Below are 13,183 nucleotides of genomic sequence, written 5' to 3'. Positions count from 1 at the left end.
TCCTTTATTTAAAATTCCGTATATATAAATGGTCCAGCGTTCATATCATGGAAACCATGTATAAGAAACAGCAGTACCAAAACGATCAAATAAAATAGCGTCAAGGCAATAAAGCGCAAAGGCTCGTTATTTTTGATGGATTGCATTTGTCCACCTCCAATGAAAAAGTATAGGATTAAATTTTCAAAAAATAGTAATTTACTAGTGAAAAATCCTTACCTTATGTTTTTAACACTGATTTGACGGAATGTGGAGAAAAATGTTGCTGAATTAAGGTGAATTCAGTAAATCATAAGATTAATTTAAGGTAAATTTAAGGTTATGGGGGAAAGTGTGGATTTTACAAACTATTGGTTGGTCTTTTTATGTAAAAAAAGCACGAACATAAGGGAATAATCTCAACTTATGTTCGCGCTATTGGTTTTATTTCACGGCATTCAAAACTTTTTTTGATACATAAAATTCAGAGCCATTATAGATATTTATTGTGTCAAATGTATGGGTCTTTACAGTGTTTGTTGAAGTTTGCTCATACAGCATTGTGTTTTTATTGACTGGGATTTTCACCATCACATCTGCCTTTTGTGCAATAAATGTTGGGTTTTCTTTATCGGATAAGTCAATTTTTGTTGTAAAGCCTTTTTCCGTAAATGCCTTTGTTGCTGGCACATATAAATCATTTGTAAGTGTATTTAAGTCAAAGCCCATGAATTGCGCCATTGTATGAGCTAAATCAGTGTTTTCTACTAGCCCTGTCAGCTTAGATGGACCGAATGAATATAAAAACACATCCTCACCGGTATGACCACCTGTCGTATAGCCAATGTTCGCACGATTTGCCAGCATTTTGACCATTTCACTGCCTAAGTCTTTAGAAAGTTTTAGTTTAGTCAATTCAGTCTTTGTTAATTGATCTAAGCCATAAAGGGCAGCCACTTCTTTTAAATTAGAACGGTCTTCTTTTAATTGACTTAATGCTCCCTCAACGGTCATGGACGCTTTTTTCAACGGATCAATGTAAGCAGAGACTGGAATACTAGAGTAGGTACTAGTCGTGTTGGCATTCCCCATCGTAATCCCGCTATTTCCATGGTCTGTTACGGCAATAACTAATGTATTGCCATCTTCCTTCGCAAAATTAACCGCTTCTTTTACAGCATCATCAAACGATAAAATATCGCTAATGATACCGATTGTATCGTTGGCATGTGCTGCCCAGTCTACCTTGCTACCTTCAACAAAGAGGAAGAAGCCATCCTCATCCTTTTTTAGCGTATTGATTGCCTTGTTCGTCATTTCAGCAAGTGTAGGTTCGGATGCTCTTGTTTTAGCGCGATCTAAATCATAGGCAAGTGCACTTGGTGCAAAGCTTCCCCAAATTTTTGAAGACTGGCTTTTGAATAGCTCATCACGTGTTTGAACTAAATCATAATTTTTTTCTTTCAGAACCTGGATTAAATCCTCGCCATCTTGACGGGCATTTTTTGTAGTTCCCGGTGACAGCGACTCTAAGCCACCACCTAAAACGACGTCAATATTTTGGTAAACTTGCTGTTCAGCAATATCACCATATTGACTTCTATTGTTAACATGCGCTGAAAAACCAGCTGGCGTTGCATGTTGAATTTCAGAAGTAGAAATCAGTCCAGTCGCCTTGCCCTTTTGTTTAGCTCCTTCTAGCACATTGGCTACAGGTCGGAAGGCATCTTCTTGAGCAATTTGTGCTAAACCAGGGGAATTAATCACGGATGGTAAAACGCCTACATATTTATCATTCGATTTATGACCAGTTGCTAAAGCCGTAGCAGCAGGCGCAGAATCTGTAATGGCTGATTCAGCAGAATACGTGCGCATAGCACCAGATAAAATTTCATCCATTGCTAAGCCCTCACCCTTATACCAACGAGAAAGGGTAACCGCATTATTACTGCTCCCATCCATTACAAGCATAATAACATTTGTCGGTTTCTTTACTTCCGCTGCTTCTACCTCTTGTTGTGGGATACTAACTGCGGATAACGTTACAGCACTTGCTAAAAATAATGAAGTCCATTTTTTTGCGTATTTCATGATTTTCCTCCTTTAAATGATTTCAATTGTAAGTGTAAAGGAAGGGTGTAAAGCTACTGTTAAATATTTGTTAATAAAATATGGTAATACTGTAAATGAAGAGATAAGAATGGAAGGAATCTGTGCATTTATCACATGGATTCGATTGAGGCAGTATACACTTTGGTGATGCTGTGAGCCGTCTATCGTTCCGTAATATAAAATGTCATCTCGGATGTTTAAGTTAAGAACTTCATCCTCGATTAATACTTCTTCAACCGTTTAAATTTCAATTTTTGTTAAATAGCCAGCATTGTCATAGTCACTACAATAAATGGAGTCTTTGCATAAGTATAGTTGGCACTAGTCGCAGCAAAATAAATATCAGTAGTCCATAAATGACTTAACTTAGTTTTTCATCACAAACTAAAAAATATTCGTAGGAAGCTGCAGAGGGTAGGGTCAAATGAAGATGATACCAATGACCATCAACACTAACTTGCCAAATACACTTAACTTCTGCGCATTTAAAATCATTTGGTTCAACAGTGGGTTTGCTTAGTTTGAAAGCCGTAGCTAATGATGCCGCCAATAGGTAACTTTCATTGCCGATTAGTTCACTAAATATATGTTGCCTCAGAAGTATGTAAAAATGCTTTGGAGGCAACTTTTTATTACCGTGTATAGTACAAGTTCTATTAAATGGCAAGCCGTCACCATGCCATAGTTCAATTATTAATAAACAATGGCATGAAGCAATCTATATAGATATTTCCCTTTTTAGCTTATAAACAGGCGATAAATAGAAATATTTTTAGATTTTTCAGTTAATTCCAGTGTGAATCGATAAAAATATTGATATAGTTTTAGATAAAGAGAGTTCAAACGAAATATAACATATTAAACTAGCTGATTATCAAATCGAACAAGAATATCATTTTGTTAAAATAGATAAAAGTGATTTTTTATAGAAAAAAGAGGTTTAAAGTAGAAAAATAATTTTATTTGATTTCACTATTTGAAATATAATGCATTTCAAGGAGAAGAGAAGTTGTTATGATACTGATAATAAATTAAAGGGGGGTGCTATAAATGGATACAAAATTACTTAGACAAACATTTGGAAAATTTCCTACAGGTGTGACGGTCGTTACTTGGTTTGATGGTGTGGGGATTAATGGGATTACAGTGAACTCATTTACTTCAGTTTCGTTAGAGCCTGCTCTAGCACTAGTATCTATTGATAAAAAAGCAAATGCGTTATCTCAAATGAAAAACAATGCATTTACAATTAATATTTTATCAGATCAACAGGAGTCTATAGCATGGCAGTTTGCAGGTCGTAAGCAAGAAGGGCTTGAAATTACATGGATTAAAGATGGTATAGCTCCAAAAATTGAAGATGTTTGTGCTTTTATCGAATGTAAGCCATGGAAAGAAGTGGATGCGGGAGACCATGTTTTATTTATAGGAGAAATCCTTAATTTTGGACGCACTAATAGTGAAGCGCTTACATTTTTTGAAGGCAAGATGGGCTCGACAAAACAGTTCATACAACAATAGTTATTTAGTAGAGGGGGATTATTAATTATGGGAATTAGAACAGGGCAACAATTTATGGATGCATTAAAGTCAAGAAACCCGGAAGTATGGCTAAATGGTCGTTTAGTAGAGAGTGTTTACGATGAACCCTATTTTCAACAACCAATTAAAGAAATTGCAAAGTTATATGATTTACAACATGATCCAAAATATCAAGAAGATTTAACGCATGTATGTGATGAAACAGGGGAGCGTGTAGCCACTTCATTCCTTTTTGCAAAATCCTACGAAGATATTATGAAACGTAGTAAAGCTTTTGAAGTAGTAGCTCGCCAAACTTTTGGCTTGATGGGGAGAACACCAGATTTTTTAAATACAGTGGTAACTTCTTTAGCACAAAATTCTTGGTTCTTGGCGAAATACAACCAAGATTGGGCTAAGAATATTGAAGCTTATTATCGCTATATACGAGATAATGATGTGTTCTTAACTCATGCCATTGTGAATCCACAAAATGACCGAAGTAAAGCATCACATGAACAGACAGATAAGTTTACGCACTTAGGTGTAGTAGAAGAACGTCCAGAGGGATTAGTCGTTCGCGGAGCAAAAATGCTAGCAACATTAGCGGCGTTTACGGATGAAGTCATTATCTATTCATACCCAGGATTTGTACCAGGAGACGAGCGTTATGCATTAGCTTTTGCTGTACCGATTGATGTGAAAGGATTAAAAATTATTTGTCGTGAACCCGTTCAAGATGGTACACGTTCAACATTCGATCATCCACTGGCTTCTCGCTATGAGGAAATGGATGCACTACTCATTTTTGAAGATGTATTAGTACCATGGGATCGTGTGTTTTTATATAACAACGTTGAGGCTGCGAACTTGCTGTATCCAATGACAGGTATTGCTGAACAGCCCGCACATCAGTCAGGGGTTAGAGGATACATTAAACTGGCATTTGCTGTAGAGGTGGCTTGTAAGGTTGCTGATTCGATTGGTGTAGATCAATATTTAAATGTGCAACGTGATCTCGGCGAATTAGTGCAATATGTAGAAGTCATTCGTGCATTGATTCGAACAGCGGAGCATGAATTTACGGTAACAGAGCATGGTGAAGCGCGATTAAATCCAGATGCTTTAGAGACCATTCGCGGCATGATGCCAGAAATATATCCGAGAGCCATTGAAGTCATGCAAACAATTGGGGCAGGCGGTTTACTAATGATGCCAACTGAAGCTGATTTCTTAAATCCAGAGCTTCGCCCAAGCATTGATCGTCATTATGGTGGACGAGAAGGTGTAGATGCAGAACTAAGAATGAAAATCTTTAAGCTAGCCTGGGATTTATGTGGTGAAGGGTTTGGTATGAGAGCGCTTCAATACGAACGCTATTATACAGGAGATCCAATACGGAAACGTGCTATTTACTACAATAAATTTAAGAAACGGTACTCCTTTGATTTAGTTGAATCCATTCTTGCGAAAGAAGATGTAGGCGAGAAACAAACAGTATAAATTGAACTTGGAGGTGAAGCATTTGATTTCATCGGTAAAAAAAATCTCACGCATTATCGATTTATTTTTGGATGGCGAACCATCTTTAAGTAATAAAGAAATCGCAGATAAGCTAAATTTACCTCCGAGTTCAGTCCATCATTTCTTAAAAACAATGTGTCAAGAAAGTATTCTCTTGCAAGGCAGTGATAAGCGTTACCGATTAGGCTGGAAAATTCTTGAGTGGAGTAACAAAGTTATGTATTACCAAGAAATTAATTTTGAAGCAGGCCCTATAATAAGTAATTTGGTTGCGCGTTTTAAAGGTACTTCACATATTGGGATGTTTGATAATGGGGAAGTTCGATTTGTATACAAGGCTATGTCTCCACATGCGGATATAGTACCAACATTTGTCGGTATGACTCGTTATCCTGCTTATTCAACAAGCATTGGGAAAGTATTATTAACGTATAATCCAGCATTTATGTTGCCGATGTTGGAAAAAGGCATGTTTAAGCAAACTGCCAATACTATCACCTCTGTAGAGGATTTGAAAAAGGAGCTTGAAGTAGTTTATAAAAACGGCTATGCCATTAGCGATCAGGAAAATGCGTCCAATACTTATGGGGTTGCAGCACCTATTAAAACCTATAATGGTCAAGTTGTAGCAGCCCTTAACTTAGTAGGTGAAAAAAGTTATATGAACGGTAAGGATAAACAGGCGATTGTTCGTGAGGTAATTCGTTCAGCAGAACTAATTTCGAGACAACTAGGCTATATGACAATAAATTATTAAATTTAAAATTAGGAGGAATTCAATTATGTCCAATTCAACGCAAGTAAGTAAATTACAAGCCCGTTCTCAAAACATTTTTAAAATCATTGAGGAGAACAAGCATTTACTAAAACCGCCAGTGAATAATAAAGTGCTATGGGAAGACTCTGAGTTTTTAATTATGTTGCTTGGTGGCCCTAATGCTCGTCGTGAATTCCATGTTGACCCATCAGATGAACTATTCTATCAAATTAAAGGTTCTTGTTTTGTAGAGGTTATTAATGATGAAGGTAAACGTGAAGTAATTGAAGTGAAGGAAGGCGAAATGTTTATGCTACCAGCAAACGTCCCTCATTCACCACACCGCGTTGCAGACACATATGGAATTGTCGTGGAGAGAAAACGTAAAGAAGGCGAGTTAGAGGATTTAGTATGGCTATGCAGTGAATGTGACCATGAATTGTATCGTCTACGCGTACAAGTAACAAACATTGGGAAACAAATTTCAGATGGTATTGATTACTTCAACGCTTCTAAAGATTTACGTCAATGTGATAGTTGTGGACATGTAATGCCTGAGACTGTAAGTGAATGGCAATGAGAATCGATTTTCATACACATATTTATCCGAGAGATTTACCGAATTTTGCTAGTAAGTATGATAATGATAAGTGGCCTGTCTTAGAGCAAAAATGTTCTTGTGGAGCGGATATTATGGTAAGTGGTGAAGTATTTAGGGAAGTGACCAATCAAGTGTGGGACACAAAAAAACGCATTGAGGATATGGATCATGAGGGTGTAGATATGCAGGTTATTTCACCCGTACCTGTCACATTTTCTTATTGGGCACCTATTGAACAAGCGGTAGAGCTTGCACAATTCCAAAATAACTTTATTGCAGATGTTGTTAAAGCACATCCAGATCGTTTTATCGGCCTAGGAACTGTACCGTTGCAAGATGCAAAAGCGGCAGTTGTGGAGTTAAAACGGTGCAAAGAAATAGGTCTAGCCGGAATTGAAATTGGCACTAATATCAATGGAGAAAATTTGGACAGCGAGTATTTACTGCCATTTTTTGAAGCGGCAGAACAATATGAAATGCCGCTCTTTATTCATCCTTGGGAAACCTTAGCACAAGAGCGAACACCAAGACATAACTTTTTATATACAATTGGCATGCCGAGTGAAACAGCTTTAGCTGCAGCGAGCTTGGTGTGGAGTGGTGTAATGGAAAAGTGTCCGAATTTAAAGGTTTGTTTTGCCCATGGTGGCGGATCATTCCCTTATATTCTTCCACGTCTAGACCAAGGTTGGGATGTTTGGCCAAGCCTTAGACGTACAAAATATCCTCCAAGCCACTACACGAAAAATTTTTACTTTGATTCATTAGTATATGAATCACAAAATCTACATTACTTAATTGAACGTTTTGGCCATGAGAAAATTATGATGGGATCAGACTATCCATTTTTACTAAGAGAAATTAACCCTGGAAAAATCATAGATGAAACCTTGGACTTATCAGAAGAAGTACGTAAAGCCATTCTAGGTGAAAACGCTATGTCATTTTTAAATGTAGAAAGGAGCAGGGTTCTAAATGGTAAATCAAGTGAAAACGCCTGAAGAACGCTTGCAAGAGCTTGGAATAGAACTTGCTGAGCCAAGGGAAGCAGTTGGAAATTACGTTGGTTGTGTGCGAACAGGTAATTTAATTTTTACATCAGGTCAAGGTGTCGATCAGTATCATGGCAAATTAGGTGAAGATTTAACAGTAAATGATGGCTATGCAGCTTGTCGCCAATCGATGATTAACCTGTTATCTGTATTGAAATCTGAATTAGGTGATTTATCGAAGGTGAAGCGTATTGTAAAAATTTTAGGAATGGTCAATTCTACGCCTGATTTTACACAACAGCCAAAAGTTATGAATGGTGCATCAGATTTACTAGTGGATGTTTTTGGAGAACGAGGCAAACATGCACGTTCAGCAGTTGGGATGGCCCAACTTCCTAATAATACAGCCATTGAAATAGAAATGGTTGTTGAAATTTCAGAATAATCAAAAAGCGACTTTGAGAAAAAGGTAAAACACTCTTTTTCTTAAAGTCGCTCCATAATTGAGGGAGTGAAAAGTGATGCAACATGCAACGTTTAAAACGAAAAGTATTAATTGTCGTAATTTCATAAACGGTGAATTCATTGACGCTACAGATGGGAAAGTGTTTGAAAATATAAATCCTGCTACAGAAGAAGTCATTGGATGGGTAGCAGAAGCGACTAGGGAAGAAGTCGATGCAGCAGTACAATCTGCAAAAGCTGCTTTGAAAGGACCGTGGGGAAAATTCACTGTCAAAGAGCGCTCTCTACTGTTACGACGTATTGGCGACCTCATTCTAGAAAATGTTGAAGAACTTACTGCTTTAGAAACGATAGATACAGGCAAGCCGTATCATTTAGCGATAGAGATGGATATTAAACGTGCAGCACATAATTTCCACTTCTTTGCGGATTACGTTACTTCACTTGGTAATGAATCTTATAACCAAGACAATATGGCACTTCATTATTCAGTGACACGACCAGTAGGTGTCGTGGCCATGATTAATCCTTGGAATTTACCATTACTACTTTTAACTTGGAAATTAGCCCCTTGCTTAGCAGCAGGTAGTACTGCTGTCATGAAACCGGCGGAGCTTACACCAATGACAGCTACTCGCTTGGTTGAATTATGTCAAGAAGCGGGGATACCAGATGGTGTTGTAAATTTAGTTCACGGTTTTGGTGGGAATTCAGCAGGTGCTTTTCTATCAGAACACCCTGATGTAGATGCTATTACATTTACAGGGGAAACTAAAACAGGCACTACTATTATGAAGGCTGCTGCCCCTACATTGAAAAAAGTTTCATTTGAATTAGGGGGCAAAAATCCTACTATTATTTTTAAAGATTCGGACCTAGATGAAGTTCTTGCAACAACGTTAAAATCAAGCTTTACAAACCAAGGGCAAGTGTGTCTCTGTGGTTCTCGTATATATGTAGAACGTGATATTTATAAAGAATTTGTGGAGAAATTTGTAGCTCGTACAAAAGAATTAAAAATTGGAGATCCATTTGATGCAACGACAGATATCGGCTCTGTCGTAGGGAAAGAGCATTATGAAAAAGTAATGGGTTACATTCAAATTGCCAGAGAAGAGGGTGGCAATATTCTTACAGGCGGTGGTCGCCCAGCTACTATCGATAAAGGCTACTATATTGAGCCAACAATTATTACAGGTTTAACGGATGAGGACCGTTGTGTACGCGAAGAAATTTTTGGCCCAGTTGTTACAGTATTACCTTTTGATACAGAAGATGACGTGATTTCTCGTGCAAATGATACAAATTACGGCTTAGGTGCAACTATTTGGACAAATGATTTAAGACGTGCACATCGTGTTGCAGGTCAAATTGAATCAGGCATCGTTTGGGTAAATACATGGTATTTAAGAGATCTTCGAACACCATTTGGTGGGATGAAACATAGCGGAATCGGGCGTGAAGGTGGCGCACACAGCTTTGAATTCTACTGCGAGGTCTCAAACGTAACAATTAAATTATAACTTGGGGGGAAAGCATGGTAGTGAATCTAATTGAATGGTCTAACAAATTATTAGAAGCAGAAAGAACACGCATTGGCATTGAGCCGATTACTCAATCAGCTAAAGATATTTCATTGAAAGATGCTTACTCCATTCAACTTGAAATCATTAATAGGAAGTTACTGAACGGCCATAAAATTACAGGTAAAAAAATTGGTTTGACATCTTTAGCAATGCAAAATCTATTAAACGTGGATGAACCAGATTATGGGCATCTTTTATCGAATATGGAAATTACAGAAGGAAAAACAGAGCGATCAAGTTATTTAAAGCCGAAAGTCGAAGGCGAAATTGCGTTTGTACTGAAGTCTCCTTTAAAGGGACCTAATGTCACTGTTAAGGAGGTACTTGAAGCAACAGATTATATTGTAGCTAGTCTTGAAATCGTAGATAGTCGCATTGCCAATTGGCAAATAAAATTGCTCGATACCATTGCAGATAATGCTTCCTCTGCAAAATACGTACTAGGTCAAGTGAAACGCGAGGTCTTCAATGTTGACTTACCAGCAATCGAAATGCAGCTTTATAAAAATGGAGCGTTTATGAATGAAGGAAAGGGAGAAGATGTTTTAGGCAATCCAGCAAGTTGTGTCGCTTGGCTTGTAAACCGTCTAGCAGATTTCAATATTGGTGTTGAAGCAGGAGAGGTTATATTATCAGGTGCTTTATCGGCAGCATTGGATGCTGAACAAGGTGATAAGTTCACAGCCGACTTCGGTGAATTATTAGGTACAGTCGAACTAGAGTTTGTGTAAAGGGAGGAAGCTACCATGACAAAAATAAAAGTGGGCATTATTGGTTCAGGTAATATTGGTACGGATTTAATGATGAAAATTCAAAGATCTCCGTACTTAGAGATGTCAGTACTTATTGGCATTGATCCTGAATCAGATGGCTTAAGACGTGCACAAGAGGCAGGTTTTCAGACGATTTCCAATGGGATTGAAGGATTTCTAGAGCAATCACATTTGGCGGATATTTTATTTGATGCAACATCAGCAAAGGCACATATTGCTCATGTGAAAGCTTTACAAGGTTTAAACAAAAGACTAATAGATTTAACGCCAGCCGCTGTAGGTCCATTTGTTGTACCGACGGTGAATTTGACAGAGCATATGGAAAAGCCTGTTGTAAACATGATTACGTGTGGAGGTCAGGCGACGATACCAATCATCTACGCCATTAGCCGTGTACAAAGTGTTGATTACGCTGAAATTGTTGCAACAATTGCTTCGAAAAGTGCAGGTCCAGGAACACGAGCTAATATCGATGAATTTACAGAAACAACATCCAATGCAATTGAGCTGATTGGCGGTGCAAAAAAAGGAAAGGCAATTATTATTTTAAACCCAGCAGAGCCACCTTTACTGATGCGTGATACGGTGTTATGTCTCCTTGAAGAAGAAGCGAATACGAAAGAAATTATTAAATCCGTAAAAAATATGGTTGCAAAAGTAAATGAATATGTACCAGGTTATCGCTTGAAGCTAGATCCGATTGTAGATGGAAAGAAAGTTACCGTATTTATTGAAGTAGAGGGATTGGGAGATTATTTACCGATCTATGCTGGAAATTTGGATATTATGACGGCCGCTGGATTGAAGGTGGCTGAAGAAATGGCAAAAACAATGAGCGTTAGGGAGGTGGAAGTGCGATGAGTCAAATCTATTTAACAGAGGTTGCACTTCGTGATGGTAGTCATGTGGTTGCCCATCAATTTTCTTCTGAGCAAGTTCGTTATGTAACGAAGCAATTAAGTGAAGCCGGTGTACCGTATATTGAAGTCACGCATGGAGATGGTTTAGGAGGCTCGTCCCTTCAATATGGTTTTTCTAAAGAGCATGATATTGCGTTAATTAGAGCGGCAGCAGAAGTTGCTGGAGATTCTAAAATAACGGTTTTGCTTATTCCTGGAATTGGCACAATACATCATTTGAAAGAGGCTTATGAGGCAGGTGCTCGAGTTGTTCGTGTTGCTACACATGTAACGGAGGCAGATGTATCAAAGCAACATATTGAAACAGCGAAAGCACTAGGGATGGAGGCATTTGGGTTTTTAATGATGTCACATTCTGCATCACCTGAAAAAGTATTAGAGCAGGCGTTGTTAATGGAATCATATGGGGCTGATGCCGTGTATGTTACGGACTCAGCAGGGGCTATGCTACCGTCTGATGTACAGAATCGTATTCGTTTATTACGTGCTCATTTAAACATTGAGATTGGTTTTCATGCGCATAATAATTTGTCTCTGGCTGTTGCCAATACACTTGTAGCGATTCAAGAAGGTGCTACACGTATCGATGGCAGTATTTGTTGTTTAGGTGCAGGAGCAGGCAATACACAAACTGAGGTATTGGTCGCAGTATTAAATCGCATGGGTATTGAAACAGGCATAGATTTATACCAAATACTCGATCTGGCTGATTATGTTCGTGCCAATATTTTGCCACATCCACAAGATATTACGACAGGTAGTTTAGTAATGGGCTATGCAGGCGTATATTCGAGCTTTTTACGTCATGCCAATATAGCTGCTGAAAAAGTGGGTGTTGATGCTAGAGATATTTTAGTAGAGTTAGGCAAATTAAATGTTGTAGGTGGACAAGAGGATACGATCATTGAAGTAGCACAAAAAATTGCACAACAGAAAGTGGGGAGTGCATAGTGTCTTTATTTGAATATGCTGAGCGGGTGGCGGAAGCACAAGCAACAAAAGAGGCAGTTGAAAAGATTACTAACTCAAAACCAAATTTGACAGTAGAAGAAGCCTATGAGATTCAAAAAATTAGTATGGAAAAAACGATGACAGCTGACAATCGGTTTATCGGTTGGAAAATGGGCCTAACAAGCATTGCTAAACAGCAACAAGTAGGGGTGGATTCTCCAATTTATGGGCGTTTAACCTCACAAATGAATCTTAGGACAAATGAAATTATAGCTGCTGAATATATTCATCCACGTGTGGAAGCAGAGGTAGCCTTTGTTTTTAAAAAAGAGCTACAAGGTGCGGATTTAACACCATTAGAAGTATGGGATGCGATTGAAAACGTATTTCTAGCACTTGAAGTCATTGACAGTCGCTATAAAAACTTTTCATTTACTTTACCTGATGTAATAGCTGATAATGCTTCTTCATCGAAAATTTGGCTGAGTGCGCAAGCATTTTCACCTTATACATGTGATTGGGCTTCTATAGAAGTCATTTTGAAGCAAAATGGAGAAGAGAAGCTACATGGTACAGGAGCTGCGGTACTTGGTCATCCCATTTATTCGGTCATTGAATTATTAAAAATGTTAGCAAAGGAAGGTAGAGGTATTTTGCCTGGTCAACTCGTTTTAACAGGTGGCATAACAGATGCAATTCCAGTAAAAGCTGGTGATGAAATAGAAGCAGACTATGGGACACTTGGCAAGCTAACATTAGTTGTGAAGTAGCGAGGACTAAATATGCCAATTGTTCAAATTCAGTTATTAGAAGGACGGTCTGTGGAGCAAAAGAAAAAAATTATACAGGAAGTTACAACTACCATTGTTCAAACGGCACGAGTTCCAATTGATAGTGTAAGAGTTATTTTAATAGAAGTGCCACCCGTTCATTGGGGAATTAGTGGAAAGACGAAGGCGGAGCCATAACCAATGCAACATATTAAATCAAAAATAGAGGGGA

General features: G+C 38.1%; 14 protein-coding genes. 12 read left to right on the top strand and 2 right to left on the bottom strand.

What is annotated here, in order from left to right; translation table 11 throughout:
- Nucleotides 1–8 precede the first annotated feature (8 nt).
- Together V6670_RS18560 and V6670_RS18555 are read right to left on the bottom strand one after the other, a co-directional pair.
- On the bottom strand, nt 9–146 hold the full coding sequence (locus V6670_RS18560) for a teichoic acid D-Ala incorporation-associated protein DltX (protein ID WP_036121175.1): 138 nt from the start codon (nt 144–146) through the stop codon (nt 9–11).
- A 277-nt stretch (nt 147–423) separates the two neighbouring features.
- Entirely contained in the window at nt 424–2,070 is a 1,647-nt protein-coding gene (locus V6670_RS18555; RefSeq protein WP_141904942.1) for an alkaline phosphatase, read from the bottom strand.
- Nucleotides 2,071–3,141: 1,071 nt separating this feature from the next.
- On the opposite strand from V6670_RS18555, the gene V6670_RS18550 reads away from it, so the two are divergent.
- The 12 genes from V6670_RS18550 to V6670_RS18495 all read left to right on the top strand — a co-directional run bounded on the left by V6670_RS18550 (nt 3,142) and on the right by V6670_RS18495 (nt 13,149).
- A complete protein-coding gene (locus tag V6670_RS18550) occupies nt 3,142–3,612 on the top strand; it encodes a flavin reductase family protein (protein ID WP_036121167.1) in 471 nt (156 codons plus the stop codon).
- A 27-nt stretch (nt 3,613–3,639) separates the two neighbouring features.
- Nucleotides 3,640–5,115, top strand: a complete 1,476-nt coding sequence (locus tag V6670_RS18545; RefSeq protein ID WP_141904943.1) for a 4-hydroxyphenylacetate 3-hydroxylase N-terminal domain-containing protein — start codon at nt 3,640–3,642, stop codon at nt 5,113–5,115.
- A 22-nt stretch (nt 5,116–5,137) separates the two neighbouring features.
- Nucleotides 5,138–5,893, top strand: a complete 756-nt coding sequence (locus V6670_RS18540) for an IclR family transcriptional regulator (protein WP_141904944.1) — start codon at nt 5,138–5,140, stop codon at nt 5,891–5,893.
- Nucleotides 5,894–5,918: 25 nt separating this feature from the next.
- Complete coding sequence (locus V6670_RS18535; protein WP_036121155.1) at nt 5,919–6,473, top strand: 3-hydroxyanthranilate 3,4-dioxygenase; 555 nt, start codon at nt 5,919–5,921, stop codon at nt 6,471–6,473.
- Nucleotides 6,464–7,495 (top strand): amidohydrolase family protein, encoded by a 1,032-nt coding sequence (locus V6670_RS18530; protein WP_036121153.1) that lies wholly within the window; start codon nt 6,464–6,466, stop codon nt 7,493–7,495. The genes V6670_RS18535 and V6670_RS18530 overlap by 10 nt, the downstream gene beginning before the upstream one ends.
- The gene (locus tag V6670_RS18525) at nt 7,470–7,931 is read left to right on the top strand and encodes a RidA family protein (RefSeq protein ID WP_036121150.1); all 462 of its coding nucleotides are present in this window, start codon (nt 7,470–7,472) and stop codon (nt 7,929–7,931) included. The genes V6670_RS18530 and V6670_RS18525 overlap by 26 nt, the downstream gene beginning before the upstream one ends.
- A gap of 76 nt (nt 7,932–8,007) precedes the next feature.
- Nucleotides 8,008–9,474, top strand: coding sequence for an aldehyde dehydrogenase (locus V6670_RS18520; RefSeq protein WP_338651848.1), 1,467 nt, complete (start codon nt 8,008–8,010; stop codon nt 9,472–9,474).
- Between the two features lie 14 nt (nt 9,475–9,488).
- A complete protein-coding gene (locus tag V6670_RS18515) occupies nt 9,489–10,268 on the top strand; it encodes a fumarylacetoacetate hydrolase family protein (RefSeq protein WP_141904946.1) in 780 nt (259 codons plus the stop codon).
- A 15-nt stretch (nt 10,269–10,283) separates the two neighbouring features.
- The gene (locus V6670_RS18510; RefSeq protein ID WP_141904947.1) at nt 10,284–11,171 is read left to right on the top strand and encodes an acetaldehyde dehydrogenase (acetylating); all 888 of its coding nucleotides are present in this window, start codon (nt 10,284–10,286) and stop codon (nt 11,169–11,171) included.
- Nucleotides 11,168–12,181 (top strand): 4-hydroxy-2-oxovalerate aldolase, encoded by a 1,014-nt coding sequence (dmpG, locus tag V6670_RS18505; RefSeq protein WP_089933846.1) that lies wholly within the window; start codon nt 11,168–11,170, stop codon nt 12,179–12,181. Before V6670_RS18510 ends, dmpG begins: the two co-directional genes overlap by 4 nt.
- Entirely contained in the window at nt 12,181–12,951 is a 771-nt protein-coding gene (locus tag V6670_RS18500) for a fumarylacetoacetate hydrolase family protein (RefSeq protein WP_141904948.1), read from the top strand. Before dmpG ends, V6670_RS18500 begins: the two co-directional genes overlap by 1 nt.
- Before the next feature lie 12 nt (nt 12,952–12,963).
- Nucleotides 12,964–13,149, top strand: a complete 186-nt coding sequence (locus V6670_RS18495; protein WP_036116769.1) for a 2-hydroxymuconate tautomerase — start codon at nt 12,964–12,966, stop codon at nt 13,147–13,149.
- Nucleotides 13,150–13,183: the final 34 nt, after the last annotated feature.

Source organism: Lysinibacillus sp. Y5S-8 (assembly GCF_036894365.1).
Taxonomy (GTDB): Bacteria; Bacillota; Bacilli; order Bacillales_A; family Planococcaceae; genus Lysinibacillus; species Lysinibacillus fusiformis_D.
This window is presented reverse-complemented; position numbering and strand designations above follow the sequence as displayed.

Coding starts and splice junctions, on each gene's coding strand:
- V6670_RS18495 (WP_036116769.1), top strand. CDS start 12,964: ATGCCAATTGTTCAAATTCAGTTATTAGAAGGACGGTCTGTGGAGCAA.
- V6670_RS18515 (WP_141904946.1), top strand. CDS start 9,489: ATGGTAGTGAATCTAATTGAATGGTCTAACAAATTATTAGAAGCAGAA.
- V6670_RS18555 (WP_141904942.1), bottom strand. CDS start 2,070: ATGAAATACGCAAAAAAATGGACTTCATTATTTTTAGCAAGTGCTGTA.
- V6670_RS18560 (WP_036121175.1), bottom strand. CDS start 146: ATGCAATCCATCAAAAATAACGAGCCTTTGCGCTTTATTGCCTTGACG.
- V6670_RS18525 (WP_036121150.1), top strand. CDS start 7,470: ATGGTAAATCAAGTGAAAACGCCTGAAGAACGCTTGCAAGAGCTTGGA.
- V6670_RS18535 (WP_036121155.1), top strand. CDS start 5,919: ATGTCCAATTCAACGCAAGTAAGTAAATTACAAGCCCGTTCTCAAAAC.
- V6670_RS18530 (WP_036121153.1), top strand. CDS start 6,464: ATGGCAATGAGAATCGATTTTCATACACATATTTATCCGAGAGATTTA.
- dmpG (WP_089933846.1), top strand. CDS start 11,168: ATGAGTCAAATCTATTTAACAGAGGTTGCACTTCGTGATGGTAGTCAT.
- V6670_RS18510 (WP_141904947.1), top strand. CDS start 10,284: ATGACAAAAATAAAAGTGGGCATTATTGGTTCAGGTAATATTGGTACG.
- V6670_RS18545 (WP_141904943.1), top strand. CDS start 3,640: ATGGGAATTAGAACAGGGCAACAATTTATGGATGCATTAAAGTCAAGA.
- V6670_RS18550 (WP_036121167.1), top strand. CDS start 3,142: ATGGATACAAAATTACTTAGACAAACATTTGGAAAATTTCCTACAGGT.
- V6670_RS18520 (WP_338651848.1), top strand. CDS start 8,008: ATGCAACATGCAACGTTTAAAACGAAAAGTATTAATTGTCGTAATTTC.